Below are 19,459 nucleotides of genomic sequence, written 5' to 3' on the forward strand. Positions count from 1 at the left end.
GCAGCTTAGCACTGTTTATATATACAGTGCTAGTGGCATAGGCTGCGCCAGACGGTATATTGGTGTTAATGTTTCGCCTTTAATTTCACCAATCAGGCCATCACTATGCCAAGGTTCCTTCATACCGCCGACTGGCAAATAGGGCGCTATTTCAACCGCTTTGACACCGATAACAGCAGTGCGCTGGCTGAGGCCCGTTATGGCGCTATCGAGCGCCTGGCGCAACTGGCGGTGGAATACAACTGCGATGCCGTGCTGGTGGCGGGCGACGTTTTTGATGCGCAAACCGTATCTGACCGCTGTATTCGCCGCACGTTTAACGCAACCGCGGGCTTTACAGGGCCTTGGGTAATGCTGCCGGGCAATCACGATGCGGCGCTGGCCGAAAGCGTGTGGACCCGCGCCCGGCGTATCAATGCCGTGCCGGACAATGTGCACCTTGCGCTAGAAAGCGGCGTTATAGAACTGCCGCACCAGAAGATTGCTGTGCTGGCGGCGCCTTTAACCCAGCGCCACACCTACGATGATTTGACCGCGCCCTTTGATTCACTCAGCACCCCGCCGCAATGGCTGCGGGTGGGGCTGGCCCACGGCAGTGTGCAAGGCGTGTTGGCGGAAGACATTGACGCCACCAATCCGATTGCCGCCGATCGCAGCGTAAGCGCCGCGCTGGATTACCTGGCGCTGGGTGATTGGCATGGCCTGAAGGAGATTAATGAGAGAACCTGGTACAGCGGTACGCCGGAGCCTGAGCGCTTCCGGAATAATCAGCCGGGTTTTGCACTGTTGGTGACCGTGTCCGAACCTGGCGCTCTGCCTAAGGTGGAAGCACTGGAAACGGCACGCTATCACTGGCATCAATGGCAAGAAAAGTTGGTGGTAGAGACCGATATTGATGAGTTGCTGAAGCGTCTTGACGAGCTACCGGAAAGTTCCGTTTTGGATCTTAAGCTGGAAGGCAGCATCACCCTGGCGGGTGAGCAGCGTCTGGCGGAGGCTTTGTCCCGCGCGGAGGCGCGTTATCGCAGCGTTACCTACGATCGCTCCCGTTTGTTGCTGGTGCCCACGGAGGAAGATCTGGCGGGATTGCAGGCCAGCGGCTACGTCGGTGATGTGCTTGAGCAGCTGCAAACCCGGCAGAGTGGTGCAGAAGCACAGACTGCCCGCGATGCCCTGGCCATACTCGCCAGCCTGTTACTTGAAGCCCGCAAGGAGGAGCATCCATGAAACTTGAAAGTGTGCGGGTGGAGCAGTTTAAGCAGTTCAAAAAACCGTTTTTATTGAATGGCTTGAGTGATGGTATTAATGTTATTTCCGGTCCGAATGAGGCCGGTAAAAGCACCTTGGTGCGGGCCATTCGGGCGGCATTTTTTGAGCGCCATCGCTCCAAGGCCGCCGAAGATTTGCGGCCTTGGGGTGATTCATCCGCAGCACCCGCCATCGAATTGGTGTTTCACTATAACGGTCAGAACTGGCAGTTGAACAAGAGCTTTCTGCAGCGTAAACGCTGTGACCTGTCGATACAGGGCACCACTTACAGTGGCGAGGAGGCAGAAGAAAAGTTGGCGCAGCTGTTGGGTTATCAGTTCCCCAAAAAAGGCGCGAGTAAAGAAGAGCACTGGGGGATTCCGGGGCTACTCTGGGTAGAACAGGGCAGTGGGCAGAATATTGAACAGGCCGTTGTGCATGCGGGCGATCATTTGCAATCGGCGTTGAACAGCCTGGTATCGGAAGTTGTCAGTGAAGGCGGTGATGGGTTGATTCACACCGTACGCCAGCAGCTTAGCGAACTGCTGACCGCAGGGGGCGCGCCAAGGGGTGAATACAAGCAGTTGCTGGCTGACGAGCTGCCTGGGCAGCAAGAGCTCGACGCGTTGGAAACCCGCATAGAGCAGTATCAAAATCAGGTAGACCGGCTCGCCAAGGTTGCGCTGGAATTCCACAAGATAGACCGTGAGCAACCCTGGATAAAGGTGCGTCAGGCTCTTGCCGAGGCCCAGGAGCGTTACCGTCAGATTGAGTCGTTACAGGGCCAGCAGCAAACGTTGAACCAGGCCTTGACCTCGGTACAACAACGGGCGGCACTGTTACAGCGCAATAAACAGCAGGTACAGGCAGATGGCAAACAGTTGCAGCAGCGCGAGCAGGAACACAACACGGCGCAGCAGGCACTGAATGACGTACAAGCGTCCGCAGCCGGCTTGCATGCTGCTTTAGAGCAGTGCCAGAGCCAATATCGCGATGCGCTGGAGGTAGAGCGTCAGGCCGGGCTGCTGGAAACTCGGCAGCGACTGGAACACAGCAGCGCCAGAGCAAAAACGCAGTTGCAGCAGCTGTCTGAGCGCAAATCACGGGCGGCAGAGTTACAACAGGCCCTGGGCGAGAGCCGTAAGCTGACGGCTCGGCATCAAATCAGCAAAGCCGCCGTCGATCAGTTGCGTACAACCCAACGCCAGCTGGATGATGCACGCCTACGTTCGCAGGCAATTGCCACGCGAATTGAATGGCAACTGGAGGCTGGCCAACAGATCGAGTTGGGTCAGGATACGTTGCCGCATCAGGGCGAGCAATTGCTGCTGAGCAGCACGCGCCTGCGCATTGTGGGTGTTGGCGAGTTTACAATTACCCCTGGTGGCGATGACTTGGCTCGCTGTCAGCGTCAGCTGGAACAGTTGCAGTTGGCTTTGGGTGAGCAGTTACAGGCTCTGGGTGTTGCAGACCTGGCGGCAGCAGATCATACACTGGTCGCTCAGGAGCGTGCGCAAGCGGATGTGCATCGAATGCTGGAACTATTGCAGTCGTTGGTGCCCGGCGGTCTGGCAAGTCTGGACAGCGACTATCAGGCCTTGAGCGCGGAGCTTGCGCGTAACTGCGCAGAAAAAGAGGCTTTGGCACCCGCTACGACATTGGCTAAAGGCTTACCGGCTCTGGCTAAGGCGCAAGATCTGCGCAGTGACGCTGAAAATCGGTTATCAGCAGCAGAGAAACGTTTCGGCGAACACGAAAAGGCGCTTCTGGCCGCATCTCATCGTTATCAGAACGCTGATCACGAGTGGCACACGTTGCGCGCCAGTCTGAACAGCGAGCAACGCCAGCAGGAAGTGACACAGTTAAACAGCGATTTGATCGCAGTTGAGCAGGAGCAGGCGGGGCAACAGGGGCGTTTGCAGCAGATGCTGGCGCAGATTGCCGCGGCACGGCCGGAGTTAGTGCAGCAGGATATACAGCGCCTGGGGGCCAGCGCGGATCAGCTTGAGCAGGCCCAGCGAGGGCGCGAGCTTGAGTTGAAGGAGTTGCGGGCACGATTGGAGATCTGGGGTGCCGAAGGCCTGGAGGAGCAGCGTGGCCGTTGCCTGGCCGAACTGGAGCAAAACCGGCGCCGTTGCCAGCAACTGCAGCGTCGGGCAGAGGCGCTGCAGTTGCTGCTCCAGTTATTAACGGAAAAGCGCCAGGCGTTGACTCAGCGTTTGCAAGCGCCGTTACAGAAACACCTGAATCATTACGTTACGGTGTTGTTTCCCGATGCTCAGCTGGAGGTAGACAGTCAATTGCTCCCGGGCCGTTTCACCCGCGACGGGGAAACCGGTCAGATGGCCGAACTCAGTTTTGGCGCCCGAGAGCAGATGGGCCTTATCAGTCGTTTGGCTTACGCCGATTTATTGAAAGAAGCCGACAAGCCGACGTTAATCATTCTGGATGATTCGCTGGTACACAGCGATAGCGTTCGCCTGGACAGCATGAAGCGAATTCTGTTTGATGCGGCGCAGCGCCACCAAATCCTGTTGTTTACCTGCCATCCGGATAACTGGCAGGACATGGGCTCAGAGACTATTAATCTGGAAGCTTTAAAGGCTAGGGCAGTGCTTTAACAGACCAAACGCGGGTGTCCTGATGATTATGTTGAAAGATTTCGCGTAAGTTTGTTGACCCTAGATAAAACATCCGTATAATGCGCTTCCGTTGTCAGGCAACAACTTACGACAACATTAGCGGGAATAGCTCAGTTGGTAGAGCGCAACCTTGCCAAGGTTGAGGTCGCGAGTTCGAATCTCGTTTCCCGCTCCAAATTTGAAAACCCGGTCTTGTAAAAGGCCGGGTTTTTTTATGTTCGTTTCGATCACAAGGGCAAACACAAGGGTAATGGCGTTAGCGCTCGGCTATACTCTTCCGTCTTCTTTCATGCTGTCCGCCGGGAGACTTTCATGCGCGTGCACTCGCTGTTTCTGTATCCGGTCAAATCCCTTGCGGGTATTGCCGTGGACTCTTTTGAGCTGGATGAATTTGGTCCGGCCGGCGACCGGCGCTGGATGCTGGTTGACGACGAGTGTCAGTTTGTAACCCAGCGCACTCTGCCACAGCTGGCATTGGTTCAGCCTTCGCTGGGTGCCGATGGCGAGGTTTCTATTACCCTGCCAGGGCAACCGCCTATTGCGCTGCAAACCAGTGGTGAGAACCTGTCTGTGCGAGTGTGGCGCGATTGGGTTCAGGGCCAGGTGGGTTGTGATGCGGCCAATGGTGCCATCAGTCGCTTTTGTGGCCTGTCTTTGCGCTTCGTATTCATGCCTGATAGCAGTTTTCGCCAGGTGCAGACCAATCTGGCAACAGAACGCCGGCGTGTGAGTTTTGCCGACGGTTATCCGTTGCTGGTTACCAATACGGCGTCACTAGTGGAGCTGAATGAACACTTGGCGGTTACGGTGGATATGCGTCATTTTCGCCCCAATATCGTGGTTGATGGCGCCGCTGCATGGTCGGAAGACAACTGGCAGGCCGTTACCATAGGCGAGGGCAGTTACCGGGTGCTTAACCCCTGTTCCCGCTGTTTAATGACCACTGTTAACCCAGATACCGGGGAAAAAGCCGCTTCGGTCCAGCCATTGCGGACGCTTGCGACCTATCGTCGCACCGCTGGCGGCATCATGTTCGGAATGAACGCGATTCACGACTCGCCTTGCCGGCTGAGCGTGGGTGACTGCGTTATCGTGAATCAATCGGAGTAATAAACTACGTGCCTTTGTTAACGCTGGACGGGGTTTCCCTGTCGTTTGGAATGCAGCCGCTGTTAGATAATGCCTCATTGGTGATGGAGGCCGGTGAGCGGGTGTGCCTGTTGGGTCGCAACGGCGAGGGTAAGTCTACCCTGCTGAAAATCGTCAACGATGAAGTAACGCCAGACGGCGGCATCGTCCGCCTGGAAGACGGCGCGGTGTTGGCGGTGTTGCCACAGAATTTGCCCTCTGGCGATATCCGCACCGCCTACGATGTGGTTGCTGGCGCTTTTCCTGAAACCGGCGCACTGCTCATTGAGTTCCACCACCTGACCCAACAGACAGACGAAAAGAGCCTGAACCAGATGATGAAGGTGCAGGAGCGTCTGGAGGCTTTGGACGGCTGGCGCCTGGACCAAAAAGTCACCAGTATGCTGGCGCAGTACGGCGTAGATCCCGAGCGCACGCTGGATACGCTGTCGGGTGGCTGGCAACGCCGGGTTCTGCTGGCGCGGGCGCTGGTGTCTGAGCCGGATATTCTGCTGCTTGATGAGCCTACCAACCACCTGGACGTGCCCGCTATTGCTTGGCTGGAAGACGCTCTGGTCCAGTTCCGTGGTGCCATCCTGTTTGTGAGCCACGACCGTGCGTTTATTCGCCGAATGGCCACCCGGGTGGTGGAGCTGGATCGCGGTCAGCTGGTCAGCTTTGCCGCCAGTTACGATCACTATCTCGACTTGAAAGAAAAGGCGCTGGAAGAAGAGGAACGTCACGCAGCACTTTTTGATAAGCGCCTGAAGCAGGAAGAAACCTGGATTCGCCAGGGCATCAAAGCTCGCCGCACCCGCAATATGGGCCGGGTGAGGGCACTTAAAGCGATGCGTGAAGAGCATCGCCAGCGCCGGGTGCGCGGTGGCACGGCCACTTTTGCGGTGGAAGACGCTGCTCGATCTGGCAAGCTGGTGGCCGAAGCCCTGGGCGCCGGTTTTGCCTATCCGGGTCACCCCGCGGTTATTTGTGACATGAACCTGACCATTTTGCGCGGTGACAAAATCGGATTGGTGGGTGAAAATGGTACCGGAAAAACTACGTTGGTGCGCCTGCTGCTGGGCGACCTGGAAGCCACTGAGGGCAGCATTCGCCGCGGTACAAATCTGGAAGTAGCTTATTTTGACCAGCTTCGGGGCGAGCTCGATTTAACTCGAAATGCAATTGATAACCTGTCGGAAGGTCGTGAATTCATTGACATTAATGGTCAGAGCAAACATGTTATGGGGTATCTACAGGACTTCCTGTTTACCCCGGAGCGGGCACGGTCACCTGTCAGTGTGTTCTCCGGTGGCGAGCGCGCCCGTTTGCTGCTGGCCAAGCTGTTCAGCAAGCCCGCCAACGTGCTGGTGCTGGACGAACCCACCAACGATCTGGATGTTGAAACTCTAGAGCTGTTGGAAGAGCAGCTGTCGGAATTCCGCGGCACGGTGATTGTGATCAGCCACGATAGGGAATTCCTGGACAACGTGGTCACCGAAACGCTGTTTCTGGACGGTACTGGCCAGGTGCACGAGTTTGTTGGGGGCTATACCGACTGGCGCCGCCAGGGCGGCCAATTTCCAGCCGAAAAAAGCGGCAGCCGGCCCGACAGGCAGCGCGACAAGCAGCAAAAGCCGGAAAGTAAGAGCAAGAGTAAGCCAGCTGCGCAGTCCGGGACCAAGCCCACGGCGGCAAAAATCAGTTATAAGTTGAAACTGGAGTTGGAGCAGCTGCCGAAAACCATTGAGCGCCTGGAGCAGGAGCAACAACAGCTGCAGGACGCCATCGGCTCAGCGGACTTCTACGCTAATTCTGCGAAGAAAGTTGATGAAACCCTGGCCCGGCTGACGGCGGTGGGAGCAGAGTTGGAGACCGCAATGGAGCGTTGGATGGAACTGGAGGAAATGACCGGGAAATGACCCCGGCTCTTTTTATTGCCAAATTGCTCGATTGCTTGCCGGAATTTCGCCGGCAAGCAATCAGCTGGTCACTGTGCGTCTTAAAAAATACGTACGGCCAGCACATCGCACTCGGTGCCGTGGAGTACGCCGTTTGCGGTAGAGCCGAGCAACAATTGAAAGCCTTTACGGCCATGACTGCCCACAACTACCAAGTCAATGGCGTGTTCTTTGACCAGGCGGTGTACTTCAGACTCAGGGCGGCCAACGGTCACCACCTGATTTTCTTTGGGTATGCCGTATTCTTCACCGTACTTGGTCAGCTGCTCGCGGGCAGCCTTGTCGAGCTGGTCCTGTAATTCGGTCAAATCCATCGGAATATCGCCACCATAGGCGTAGCCCACAGGCTCCACCACGTGTGCCAGGATCAGTTCAGCGCCTTGGCTCCTAGCCATCTCTTTTGCTTTGTGCAGGACTTGTGGCGCTTCTTCCGTTAAATCAATGGCGACTAGCAACTTCTTGTAAACAGACATGGCACTATTACTCCGTGTGTTGCAAATGTCAGAACCCTTGATTACAGGATAGTATGGTTAAGCCCGGCGGAAAAGGGGTTAGTGTGAGTTAGGCTTTGTTAGCAGAGCTTTCGGCGGCGTTGAAGCCTTGCCGTATTAGGTTCAGAGTAAGCCTGCGCAGTAACAATTGCAGTTGCCTGTGATCGGTCGTGTTAAGAAAGAAATTGACAAACGGACGGTTTTTTCTCATCGTGTGGTCTCGATATTCAAACGGCTGTATGAATTTGAATTGAAGATCGGGCAGCGGCCGCAGTGGTTAAAGGTTCGCTGCATCTGCAGCCGGGATCTTGCAGGTTAATGTGCAAGTACACCGGCGCACAAAACAGTTTCAATCACAGACTGGAGATCAGTTGATGATTTACGAAGGTAAAGCCATCACGGTTAAAGAGATCGAAGGCGGAATCGCCCAGTTGAATTTCGACTTGCAGGGCGAGTCTGTCAACAAATTCAACCGTCTTACCCTGGAAGAGCTCCGTAATGCGACAAAAATACTGACGTCACGGGCGGATCTGAAGGGTCTTGTTGTTACCAGTTCCAAAGACAGCTTTATTGTTGGCGCAGACATCACCGAATTTAAAGATTTGTTTTCCGGCCCGGAAGACGAACTGGTGGCCAACAACTTAAGCGCCAATGAAATTTTTAGTGCCATTGAAGACCTGCCATTCCCCACGGTTACCGCCATCAACGGTATTGCGTTGGGCGGCGGTTTTGAAATGTGCCTGGCCACCGATTACCGGGTTATGGCACCAAAAGCCAAAGTGGGCCTACCGGAAACCAAGTTGGGAATCTTCCCGGGCTTTGGCGGCACCGTACGCCTGTCACGCCTGATTGGCGTAGATAACGCGGTTGAGTGGATCAGTGGTGCGACCGAAAATCGTGCAGATGTGGCGCTTAAGGTGGGTGCCGTCGATGCCATCGTTGAACCAGACCAATTGGTTGCTGCTGCAGTAGGAGTTATCAACCAGGTGAACAGCGGCAAGCTCGACAATCTGGCGCGCCGTGAAGAAAAGAAGGGCAAGATCAAGCTCAACGCCATGGAAAGCATGATGGCGTTCGAGATTTCAAAAGCTTTTGTAGGTGCCAAGGCTGGGAAAAACTACCCGGCGCCCGTTGAAGCGATCAAAGTGATGCAGAAGCACGCCAGTATGACTCGCGACAAGGCCATTGAAGTAGAAGCCAAGGGCTTCGCCAAAATGGCGAAAACGGACGCTTGTGCAAGTCTGATCGGCCTGTTTCTGAATGACCAAGAACTCAAGCGCAAGGCGAAACGCTGGGCCAAAGACGCTGCCGATGTAAAGCTGACAGCGGTTCTGGGTGCGGGCATTATGGGTGGCGGCGTGGCGTATCAGTCTGCGCTTAAAGGCACGCCCATCATCATGAAAGACATCAATCCCGAAGGCATCGCCCTGGGCCTGAAAGAAGCCAAGAAGCTTTTGCTCAAGCGCATTGACAAAGGGCGCATGAAACCGGATCAGATGGCGGACGTGCTGAACAGCATCACGCCAGCGCTAAATTACGGCGATTTCAAAAACGTAGATCTGGTTGTTGAAGCAGTTGTTGAGAACCCCAAAGTGAAAGATGCGGTTCTGCGCGAGGTTGAAGGCCAGGTTCGTGAAGACACTATTCTGACGTCTAACACCTCGACCATCTCTATCGACCTGTTGGCAAAGAATCTCAAGCGCCCGGAAAACTTCTGTGGCATGCACTTCTTTAACCCGGTGCACATGATGCCTCTGGTCGAGGTTATCCGCGGTAAGAAAACCAGCGATCGTGCCATTGCGACCGCCGTGGCTTATGCCACTGCCATGGGTAAAACGCCCATAGTGGTTAACGACTGCCCGGGCTTTTTGGTCAATCGGGTGCTATTTCCATACTTCGGTGGCTTTATTGGACTGGTACGTGACGGCGCTGACTTCCAGAAAGTCGATAAGGTGATGGAAAAGTTTGGTTGGCCCATGGGCCCCGCGTATCTGCTGGATGTGGTCGGCATGGACACCGGCAAGCACGCTGGCGAAGTGATGGCTGAAGGCTTCCCTGATCGTATGAAGCACGAAGGCACCACCGCCATCGACGTGATGTTTGATAACAAGCGTTACGGCCAGAAAAATGAGAAGGGCTTTTACCGCTACGAGCTGGACCGTAAAGGCAAGCAGCAAAAAGTGGTCGACGAAGAATCCTACAAGCTGCTGAAGCCGGTTGTTCAGGGTGATAAAGAGTTTGAAGACGATGAAATCATCGCGCGGATGATGATCCCGCTGTGTATGGAAACCGTTCGTTGCCTGGAAGACGGCATTGTAGAAAGCCCGGCTGACGCCGATATGGGTCTGATCTACGGTATTGGCTTCCCTCCGTTCCGCGGTGGTGCACTGCGTTACATCGACCAGATGGGCGTGGACATGTTTGTGGAACTGGCTGACAAATACGCAGATCTTGGGCCGCTATATCAGCCCACCGACAAGCTGCGTGATATGGCAAAAAACGGCCAGACCTTCTTTGCTTAACCCTGAACGAGATTTCCGAACGGAGAAAGATCTATGAGCCTTAATCCGAGAGACGTTGTCGTCATTGATTGCGTGCGGACTCCGATGGGCCGCGCCAAAAACGGCTGTTTCCGCAATGTACGTGCAGAAACCCTGTCGGCAACCCTGATCGACGCACTGTTCGAGCGCAATCCCAAGCTCGATCCGAAAGAAGTGGAAGACGTAATCTGGGGCTGTGTGAACCAGACCCGCGAGCAGGGCTTCAACGTGGCACGCCACATTTCCTTGCTGACAAAAGTGCCCCACGAAGCCGGTGCCCAGACAGTTAACCGTCTGTGTGGTTCTGCCATGAGCGCGATTCACACCGCGGCCCAGGCGATCATGACCGGCAACGGTGACATGTTCGTGGTGGGTGGTGTCGAGCACATGGGCCACATTGGTATGACCGACGGGTTTGATCACAACCCGGCGGCGTCTAAGTACACGGCCAAAGCTTCCAACATGATGGGCCTGACAGCAGAAATGCTGGCCAAGATGCACGGCATCACCCGTCAGCAACAGGACGAATTCGGAGCGCGTTCCCATCGGCTGGCGCAGGAAGCCACCGATGAGGGCCGTTTCAAGAACGAAATCGTCCCTATAGAAGGGCACGATGAGAACGGTTTCAAAGTGCTGATTGAGCACGACGAAACCATCCGCCCGGAAACCACCGCTGAATCATTGGGCCAGTTGCGCCCGGCGTTTGATCCGAAAAACGGCACGGTAACAGCCGGTACGTCATCGCAGCTCACCGACGGTGCAGCAGCGATGATATTGATGTCTGCCGAGCGTGCCCAAGCCCTTGGCCTCAAGCCGATGGCGCGGATTGTGAGCATGGCGGTAGCGGGCGTTGACCCGGCTATTATGGGTTATGGCCCGGTCCCTGCGACCAAGAAAGCGCTTAAGCGTGCCGGTCTGAAAATCGAAGATATCGATTTTTGGGAGCTGAATGAGGCCTTTTCCGGGCAGTCCTTGCCGGTGTTGAAAGATCTCAAGCTGATGGGTGTCGTGGATCAGAAAGTGAATCTCAACGGCGGCGCTATTGCACTTGGTCATCCGCTGGGTTGCTCTGGTGCGCGCATTTCAACCACGCTGCTGAATATTATGCAGGCCAACGGCGGTAGATACGGTGTGTCCACCATGTGTATCGGCTTGGGCCAGGGTATATCGACGGTGTGGGAGCGGCTGTGATTACCTGTGAATCCTAGCTGACGTTTAACAACAAGGCCCGGCAACTAGCCGGGCCTTGTTGTTTATCAAAATGAAAAAAGTTGTTTATCCGGACGAAAAAAAGCCGGTTGGAAAACAAAGAATGGGTTGTCTTGCTATTCTTGACCCTGTAAAACAGTGAGCCTATACATGTCAGCGGCAAGGTTGTTTTTATAGCCGCCTGATTTTACAGCGAGTTTGCGGTTTGCTGCACAACTGACCGATTTACCGCCAAGGATACAGATCTCCGATATGGGTAAAAGTCTCGTAATTGTCGAGTCGCCAGCGAAAGCGAAGACCATCAACAAGTATCTGGGGGACGACTTCATTGTTAAGTCGTCCGTCGGGCACATTCGTGATCTTCCAGTTAGCGGCAGCGGGTCCACCAGCGACCCCAAAGAGCGTGCTCGCCAGGCCGCCGTCACGCGTAAATTGAGCCCTGAAGATAAGGTGGTGCACAAGAAGCGTAAAGCGCGTGAACAGCTGGTCGCCCGCATGGGTATAGATCCGGATCACGACTGGAGCGCGCGCTATGAAATTTTGCCGGGTAAAGAAAAGGTCGTTAATGAGCTGAAACGACTGGCCAAGTCTGCCGACCACATCTATCTGGCAACGGATTTAGACCGCGAAGGTGAGGCCATAGCCTGGCACCTTCAGCAAACCATTGGCGGCGAGCCGGAAAAATACCGGCGCGTTGTTTTTAATGAAATTACCAAACGCGCTATTCAGGGCGCCTTCAAAGACCCCGGCAAGCTGGACACCGATATGGTGCATGCCCAGCAGGCACGGCGTTTCTTGGACCGCGTAGTCGGTTACATGGTGTCGCCACTGCTTTGGGCCAAGTTGGCCCGCGGTCTGTCCGCCGGCCGTGTGCAATCGGTTGCGGTAAAGCTGATTGTTGAGCGTGAACGGGAAATCCGCAAGTTTGTGCCGGAAGAGTACTGGCAGCTGTTTGCAGGCCTCGCAACCACAAGCGCCAAGCAGCCGGTGCGTTTCGAAGTTACCCGCTACAACGACAAACCCTATCGCCCGGTTAACGAAACCCAGAGCAATGACCACGTAACGCGTCTCAAAGCGGGCGAGTTTGCGGTGGCCAAGCGTGAAGACAAACCAACCCGTTCGCGCCCGGGTGCTCCTTTTATTACGTCGACTTTGCAGCAGGCCGCCAGTAACCGCCTGGGCTTCAGTGTTAAGAAAACCATGATGCTGGCCCAGCGTTTGTATGAAGCCGGGTACATCACCTACATGCGTACTGACTCCACCAACCTGAGCCAGGATGCCGTTAACAGCAGTCGTGAGTATGTAGAGTCTACCTTTGGCAAAGAGTACCTGCCGGACAGCCCCCGCATCTATGGTAGCAAGCAAGGTGCTCAGGAAGCTCACGAGGCTATCCGCCCGACCGAAGCGACCCGAAAGGCGGTATCTATTACCGGTATCGAGAAAGACGCCGAGAAGCTTTACGACATCATTTGGCGCCAGTTCATCGCCTGCCAAATGGCCGACGCCGAATTTCTCAGCACGTCTATCGTCGTGGCCAACGGCGATTACGAGCTGCGCACCCGGGGTCGCATCAGCAAGTTTGAAGGCTTTTTGAAAGTTGCACCCCAGGCGTCGAAAAAAGACGAAGACGTTGCGCTGCCCGACATCCGTGTCGGCGAGAGCCTCGGCCTGGACAAGCTCGATCCCTCCCAGCATTTCACCAAGCCGTCACCGCGCTTCACTGAAGCAAGTCTGGTGAAAGAACTCGAAAAGCAGGGTATTGGCCGACCTTCTACTTACGCGTCTATTATTTCGACCATTCAGGACCGTGGTTACGTGCGCCTGCAAAACCGTCGCTTTTACGCCGAAAAAATGGGCGAAATTGTGACTGAAAGGCTGTGTGAATCTTTCAGTAATCTGATGGATTACAGCTTTACCGCACAGATGGAAGGTGATTTAGACCATATTGCCGACGGCAATGTGGAATGGAAAAAAGTTCTGAATGATTTTTATGGCCGTTTCCGAAAACAACTGGAAGTGGCCGAGGCGAATGACGAAGACGGCGGTATGCGTTCTAACGAGCCTACGGAAACCGACATTCCGTGCCCTACATGTGGCCGTAACATGCAGATTCGCGTTGCCAGCACCGGCGTTTTCCTGGGCTGTTCGGGTTACTCGTTACCGCCAAAAGAGCGTTGTAAAACCACTATTAACCTGGTGACCGGTGACGAAGTGGTCAGCGCTGAAGAAGACGTGGAAGGTGAGGGCGAAAGCCGCCTGTTACGGATGAAGCGCCGCTGCCCCAAGTGCAGCACGGCTATGGACAGCTACCTGGTAGACGAAACCCGCAAGCTTCACGTGTGTGGTAATAATCCGGATTGCTCCGGCTATGAAGTCGAGCAGGGCAGTTTCCGTATTAAGGGTTATGATGGCCCGACGTTGGATTGCGACAAGTGCGGCAGCGAAATGCAGCTGAAAACCGGTCGTTTTGGCAAGTATTTTGGCTGTACCAATGAAGAATGCAAAAACACCCGTAAGCTGCTGAAAAGTGGTGAGCCTGCACCGCCCAAGATGGATCCGGTGGCGATGCCGGAGTTGCAGTGCCAGAAAGTGGATGACATCTATGTGTTGCGTGATGGTGCGTCCGGCATGTTTCTGGCGGCAAGCAAGTTTCCCAAGAATCGGGAAACCCGTCCGCCGCTGGTGCTGGAAATTAAACCCCACCGCGACGAGATTGATCCCAAGCACAACTACTTGATGGAAGCGCCTGAGCGCGATCCTGAAGGTAATCCGTCAGTGATCCGCTACAGCCGGAAAACCAAGGAGCAGTACGTAATGTCGGAAAAAGACGGCAAAGCGACTGGCTGGTCGGCTTGGTATGTGAGCGGCAAGTGGCAGCCTAAACAGAAATAAGTTGGGCGGGTTGAGTTATGAAGCAATGGGCAGGTGAAAACCCGCCCATTGCTGTTTGCAGAGACTAAAAAATTTACAAAGATGAAAATCCCCGCCTTCTGAATCTGAGCGCTTTATATTTTCGGGCGCAAGCGCTCGATCAGCGACGAGGTATCCCATCGTTCGCCACCCATCTGCTGTACATCTCCGTAAAACTGGTCCACCAGTGCCGCTACCGGCAGTCGCGCGCCGTTTTTTCGCGCCTCTTCCAGGCAAATGGCCAGGTCTTTACGCATCCAGTTCACCGCAAAACCGTGTTCGAATTCACCGGCAATCATGGTACCGGACCGGTTTTCCATTTGCCAGGACTGAGCCGCTCCCTTTGAGATTACCTCAACGACTTTGCTGGCGTCAAGGCCAGCCTGTTCGGCAAAGTGCAGGGCTTCTGACAGCCCCTGAACCAGTCCCGCAATGGCAATCTGGTTGACCATTTTTGTCTTCTGGCCCGCCCCTGCCGGCCCCATAAGATTCAGAGCTTTAGAGTAAATACTTAACACGGGTTCTGCTTTTTTGAAGTCGCTCCTGCTGCCACCGCACATGACGGTCAGTTGGCCCTTTTCGGCGCCTTGCTGTCCGCCAGACACGGGCGCATCGATAAAGCCGGTTTGTTGCTGTGCAGCCCGTTCGGCCAGGCGTTCGGCAACCATGGCTGAGGCGGTGGTGTGGTCAATCAGTAGCGTTCCCGGGGCGGCATTGGCGAGAATGCCGGTGTCGCCTTCATACACTGCCAGTAAGTCATCGTCGTTGCCTACGCAGGTAAGAACAATGGTGCTGCCCTGAACCGCCTCGGCGATGCTGGCGCAGGCCTTGCCGTTGTAATCTTTTGCCCACTGCTGGCTTTTGCTGCTGGTACGATTCCACACTCGGACATCGTAGCCGGCAGCTGCCAAATGCCCGGCCATGGGATAGCCCATAACGCCAAGACCAATAAAGCTCACGGTTGTCATGATTTGCTCCTCAGGATTGGTACAAAACAAAAAAACCGCTAAAACTAGCGGTTTTTCTGATATTTGCTCAGGGTGTTTGCATCACTGAATCAATCTTTCGGGTAATCGCGTTTGGGCGAGCCCGTGTAAAGCTGGCGCGGACGACCAATACGGTAATCGCCGCTGACCATTTCGTTCCAGTGAGAGAACCAGCCGATAGTGCGCGACAGGGCAAAAACAACGGTGAACATAGACGTAGGAATACCAATCGCCTTTAGAATCAGGCCAGAGTAGAAGTCTACGTTCGGATAAAGTTTGCGCTCAACAAAGTATTCGTCTTCGAGGGCGATTTTTTCCAGGCGCTTGGCAATGCGCAGCAGCGGGTCGTTTTCCAAACCCAGTTCCGTCAACACTTCGTGAGCGGTTTCGGCCATGACCTTGGCCCGGGGGTCAAAGTTTTTGTACACCCGGTGGCCAAAGCCCATCAGGCGGAACGGGTCGTCTTTGTCTTTGGCTTTGTCGATGAAAGTTTCGATGTTGGATTCATCGCCAATTTCGGCCAGCATGGCCAGAACCGCTTCGTTGGCGCCGCCGTGAGCGGGCCCCCACAGTGCTGCAATGCCAGAAGCCATACACGCGTAGGGGTTGGCGCCGGTAGAGCCGGCCAGGCGCACGGTAGAGGTGGATGCGTTTTGTTCGTGGTCAGCGTGCAGAATGAAGATTTTGTCCATGGCGTTGGCCAGAATCGGATTTGGCTTGTATTCCTCACACGGGGTGGCAAACATCATCTGCAGAAAGTTTTCGGCGTAGGTCAAGTCGTTACGCGGATAAACAAAGGGTTGGCCAATACTGTACTTGTAACACCAGGCTGCAATGGTGGGCATTTTCGCGATCAGGCGGTGGCCGGTTATTTCGCGCTGGTGCTCATCGGTTACGTCCATCTGGTCGTGATAGAACGCCGATAAAGCGCCCACTACGCCGCACATAATGGCCATTGGGTGCGCGTCACGGCGGAAGCCGTTAAAGAAATTGCGCATTTGGTCATGCAGCATGGTGTGGTTTTTGATGGTTTCGTGAAATGCTTCGTTTTCTTCGGCAGTGGGAAGCTCTCCGTGCAGTAGCAACCAACAAAGTTCTAAGTAATCAGAATGTTCTGCCAGCTGCTCGATTGGATAGCCGCGGTGCAAAAGTACGCCTTTGCCACCATCAATAAAGGTGATGGCCGACTCGCAAGCCGCTGTGGATACAAAGCCGGGATCGTAAGTGAACACGCCTTGCTGGACCAGGCTCCGTACATCAATAACGTCTGGGCCGACGGTGCCTGAGTAAACCGGTAGCTCGAGGGACTTGTTGCCTACTGTCAGCGTGGCTTTCCTGTCGGTCATGGTGCTCTCCTGTTTAAAAGCGTGTCAGCTTTTCAGAGTTTAAGAATGCGCGAGTAAGGCGCGTATTATCGCAAAACTGGCGGCAAAATATAGGCTGATCGCTTTCTTTGTCAACAAAAGGCTACACAAAACCTAAAATAGCTCGATAGCGTCAATGAGTAAATGCCGGTACTCGTTATGACGTTTGCAGGGCTTTGTTGTCAATAAGCCTTTTGTCTTGATATACATTCGTTTACTGGCAATGATTTGCGTCAATTGCAGGTTTGTAATTAATTCGCTTACTCCTTATAATCTTTAGCCCGGAATTGGGGGTTTAGCCGACCGTGGCGCCTTTCCCAACGCAACCTTGCCAGTGCGCAACGAGCTGTCGGGAAAAAATCCCCTCATACCCTGAGCCAATCGTGTGTCAGTCTCGTATCTGCACATTGATCCTTATATACCAATCACCTGCGTCCGGCTTGCCGGCTCCGCGGCAACAAAGAGAGTGTGAGAGCGCTGTGAATAGCAAACGACCAGTAAATCTCGATCTCGGCAAGTTTCATTTTCCATTGCCAGCCATTACCTCCATATTGCACCGCGTCAGCGGCATCATTATTTTTGTCGGTGTAGCGTTTATGCTTTATGGTCTGGATCTTTCTCTATCAGGGGAAGAGGCTTACGGCCATGTGAGTGAATTGCTGAACAGCTTCCTCGCCAAGCTGATTGTCTGGGGCATTTTGTCGGCCCTGCTATATCACCTGGTGGCAGGCGTCAGGCACCTGCTTATGGACATGGGTATTGGTGAAGAGTTAGAGAGCGGCCTGGTGGCTGCCAAAGTGACTCTGGCCGTTGCCATAATTCTGATTGTGCTGGCAGGAGTTTGGATATGGGCAATGTAAGTAGTGTAACCAATCTGGGCCGTAGTGGTGTTGCAGACTGGCTAATGCAACGTGTTTCGGCCTATGTTCTGGCACTGTACACAGTGGTTCTTTTCGTCTTCATTATTGCCAATCCTGGCATGAGCTACGACACCTGGACAGGCCTGTTCGGCCAGACCTGGATGCGTATTTTCACGCTGATGGCTCTGCTTTCGATTGGTGCGCACGCTTGGGTTGGCTTGTGGACAGTAACAACTGACTATATGAAATCAGCCTTGCCGCGCTTTCTAGTGCAGGCCGCGTGCGGTTTGACCATGTTCGTGTATCTGGTTTGGGGTATTCAGATCCTGTGGGGGTTTTAATTAATGGCTAATATCAAGACTATGACCTATGACGCCATCGTGATTGGCGGCGGCGGTGCCGGTATGCGCGCAGCTTTGCAGTTGACCGAAACCGGCGTGAAAACGGCGTGTATTACCAAGGTGTTTCCAACCCGCTCGCACACCGTGTCTGCTCAAGGTGGTATTACCTGTGCGATCGCCAGCGCGGATCCCAATGACGACTGGCGTTGGCACATGTATGACACCGTCAAGGGGTCGGATTACATTGCCGATCAGGACGCGGTTGAATACATGTGTTCCGTAGGCCCGCAAGCTGTGTTCGAGCTTGAGCATATGGGCCTGCCATTCTCGCGCACCGAGCAGGGCCGTATTTACCAGCGCCCGTTCGGCGGTCAATCCAAAGGGCCGAATGATTCTACCCAGGCAGCTCGCACTTGTGCGGCGGCCGACCGTACCGGTCACGCGCTCTTGCACACGCTGTATCAGGCCAACCTGAAGGGTGGTACTACCTTCCTGAATGAATGGTATGCGGTAGATCTGGTCAAAAACGCCAAAAACGAGGTTGTTGGTGTTGTTGCCATTGAAATCGAAACGGGCGAAGTGGCTTACATCAAAGCCAAAGCAACGGTTCTTGCGACCGGCGGCGCTGGCCGTATTTATGCTTCTACCACCAATGCCCTGATTAACACCGGCGACGGTATCGGCATGGCCCTGCGTGCCGGCTTCCCGATGCAGGACATGGAAATGTGGCAGTTCCACCCCACCGGCATTTACGGTGCGGGCACGCTTGTGACCGAAGGTTGTCGGGGTGAGGGCGGTTACTTGATCAACTCCGAAGGCGAGCGATTCATGGAGCGCTACGCGCCCAATTCCAAAGATCTTGCAGGCCGGGACGTTGTTGCACGCTCTATGGTTATCGAGATTCTGGAAGGCCGTGGCTGTGGTCCTGAAAAAGATCACGTTCTGCTGAAGCTTGACCACCTGGGTGAAGAGACCCTGAATCTGCGTCTGCCGGGTATTTGTGAACTGTCGAAGACCTTTGCCCACGTAGATCCGGTGAAAGAGCCTGTTCCTGTTGTTCCCACCTGTCATTACATGATGGGCGGTATTCCGACGAACGTCGGCGGTCAGGCGTTGACCCAAGACGATGACGGCAAAGATCAGCCAATACGTGGTTTGTTTGCCTGTGGTGAAGCGGCTTGTGTTTCAGTTCACGGTGCCAACCGTCTTGGCGGCAATTCGCTTCTGGACCTGGTGGTGTTTGGTCGTGCCGCTGGCTTGCACATTGAAGAGCAGTTGCGCAACGGTTTTGACGTAGACGGCGCCAGTGACGCCGATATCAAGCGCGCCATGGCGCGGCTTGATCGTTTGGCTAACGCGACCGAAGGTGAGCACGTGGCGGCGGTTCGTAAAGATCTGCAAACCTGCATGCAGCTGTATTTCGGTGTGTTCCGTGACGGCGAAAGCATGGATAAAGGTCTGCAGCTGCTGGGTGAAATCGGTGAGCGCGTTCGCAACACCCGCCTGACCGACACCAGTAACGCGTTCAATACCGCGCGTATTGAGGCGCTGGAGCTGGACAACCTGTTCGAAGTTGCTTACGCCACTGCGGTATCAGCGGTAGAGCGAAAGGAGAGTCGCGGTGCTCATGCCCGTAACGACTTTACTGAGCGTGACGACGAGAACTGGCTGAAGCACTCGCTTTATTTCCCGCTGGACAAGCGGGTTGGCAAGCGTGATGTTAACTTCTCGCCGAAGACTGTCGACACATTCCAGCCGATGACTCGGTCGTATTAAGGGGAC

The 19,459-nt window shown here is 54.7% G+C and carries 13 protein-coding genes and 1 tRNA gene; 11 read left to right on the plus strand and 3 right to left on the minus strand.

Going from position 1 to position 19,459, the window contains the following annotated elements:
- The first annotated feature begins 105 nt into the window (after positions 1-105).
- The 5 genes from ATG98_RS16795 to ATG98_RS16815 all read left to right on the plus strand — a co-directional run bounded on the left by ATG98_RS16795 (position 106) and on the right by ATG98_RS16815 (position 6,937).
- Complete coding sequence (locus ATG98_RS16795) at positions 106-1,227, plus strand: metallophosphoesterase family protein (protein ID WP_098418246.1); 1,122 nt, start codon at positions 106-108, stop codon at positions 1,225-1,227.
- Complete coding sequence (locus ATG98_RS16800) at positions 1,224-3,869, plus strand: AAA family ATPase (protein ID WP_098418247.1); 2,646 nt, start codon at positions 1,224-1,226, stop codon at positions 3,867-3,869. The genes ATG98_RS16795 and ATG98_RS16800 overlap by 4 nt, the downstream gene beginning before the upstream one ends.
- 120 nt (positions 3,870-3,989) lie before the next feature.
- Positions 3,990-4,065, plus strand: a tRNA-Gly gene (locus tag ATG98_RS16805).
- A 137-nt stretch (positions 4,066-4,202) separates the two neighbouring features.
- Positions 4,203-5,000, plus strand: a complete 798-nt coding sequence (locus ATG98_RS16810; RefSeq protein WP_098418248.1) for an MOSC domain-containing protein — start codon at positions 4,203-4,205, stop codon at positions 4,998-5,000.
- Positions 5,001-5,008: 8 nt separating this feature from the next.
- Entirely contained in the window at positions 5,009-6,937 is a 1,929-nt protein-coding gene (locus ATG98_RS16815) for an ATP-binding cassette domain-containing protein (RefSeq protein ID WP_098418249.1), read from the plus strand.
- A gap of 80 nt (positions 6,938-7,017) precedes the next feature.
- Here ATG98_RS16815 and ATG98_RS16820 read toward each other — a convergent pair whose 3' ends face one another.
- Positions 7,018-7,449, minus strand: coding sequence for a universal stress protein (locus ATG98_RS16820; protein WP_098418250.1), 432 nt, complete (start codon positions 7,447-7,449; stop codon positions 7,018-7,020).
- 392 nt (positions 7,450-7,841) lie between these two features.
- Between ATG98_RS16820 and fadB the strand changes: the two genes are divergently transcribed.
- The 3 genes from fadB (at position 7,842) to topA (ending at position 14,108) form a co-directional block, all read left to right on the plus strand.
- Entirely contained in the window at positions 7,842-9,989 is a 2,148-nt protein-coding gene (gene fadB, locus ATG98_RS16825; protein ID WP_098423895.1) for a fatty acid oxidation complex subunit alpha FadB, read from the plus strand.
- A 33-nt stretch (positions 9,990-10,022) separates the two neighbouring features.
- Positions 10,023-11,198, plus strand: a complete 1,176-nt coding sequence (gene fadA, locus ATG98_RS16830; RefSeq protein WP_098418252.1) for an acetyl-CoA C-acyltransferase FadA — start codon at positions 10,023-10,025, stop codon at positions 11,196-11,198.
- 270 nt (positions 11,199-11,468) lie between these two features.
- Positions 11,469-14,108, plus strand: coding sequence for a type I DNA topoisomerase (gene topA, locus ATG98_RS16835; protein ID WP_098418253.1), 2,640 nt, complete (start codon positions 11,469-11,471; stop codon positions 14,106-14,108).
- Between the two features lie 113 nt (positions 14,109-14,221).
- Here the strand turns inward: topA and ATG98_RS16840 are convergent, their stop codons facing one another.
- Complete coding sequence (locus ATG98_RS16840) at positions 14,222-15,094, minus strand: NAD(P)-dependent oxidoreductase (protein ID WP_179888191.1); 873 nt, start codon at positions 15,092-15,094, stop codon at positions 14,222-14,224.
- Between the two features lie 89 nt (positions 15,095-15,183).
- Positions 15,184-16,458: a citrate synthase gene (gene gltA, locus ATG98_RS16845; protein WP_098423896.1), complete on the minus strand. Its 1,275-nt coding sequence runs from the start codon at positions 16,456-16,458 to the stop codon at positions 15,184-15,186.
- A gap of 497 nt (positions 16,459-16,955) precedes the next feature.
- Here gltA and sdhC point away from each other — a divergent pair, with 497 nt between their 5' ends.
- Genes sdhC through sdhA form a run of 3 tightly spaced genes read left to right on the plus strand, consistent with a single transcriptional unit; the run spans position 16,956 to position 19,453 of the window.
- Positions 16,956-17,336, plus strand: coding sequence for a succinate dehydrogenase, cytochrome b556 subunit (gene sdhC / locus ATG98_RS16850; RefSeq protein ID WP_098423897.1), 381 nt, complete (start codon positions 16,956-16,958; stop codon positions 17,334-17,336).
- Positions 17,324-17,677 (plus strand): succinate dehydrogenase, hydrophobic membrane anchor protein, encoded by a 354-nt coding sequence (gene sdhD / locus ATG98_RS16855; protein ID WP_098423898.1) that lies wholly within the window; start codon positions 17,324-17,326, stop codon positions 17,675-17,677. The genes sdhC and sdhD overlap by 13 nt, the downstream gene beginning before the upstream one ends.
- A 3-nt stretch (positions 17,678-17,680) precedes the next feature.
- On the plus strand, positions 17,681-19,453 hold the full coding sequence (gene sdhA / locus ATG98_RS16860) for a succinate dehydrogenase flavoprotein subunit (RefSeq protein WP_098423899.1): 1,773 nt from the start codon (positions 17,681-17,683) through the stop codon (positions 19,451-19,453).
- The last annotated feature ends 6 nt before the right edge of the window (positions 19,454-19,459 follow it).

Source organism: Marinobacter sp. LV10R520-4 (assembly GCF_002563815.1).
Lineage (GTDB): Bacteria > Pseudomonadota > Gammaproteobacteria > Pseudomonadales > Oleiphilaceae > Marinobacter.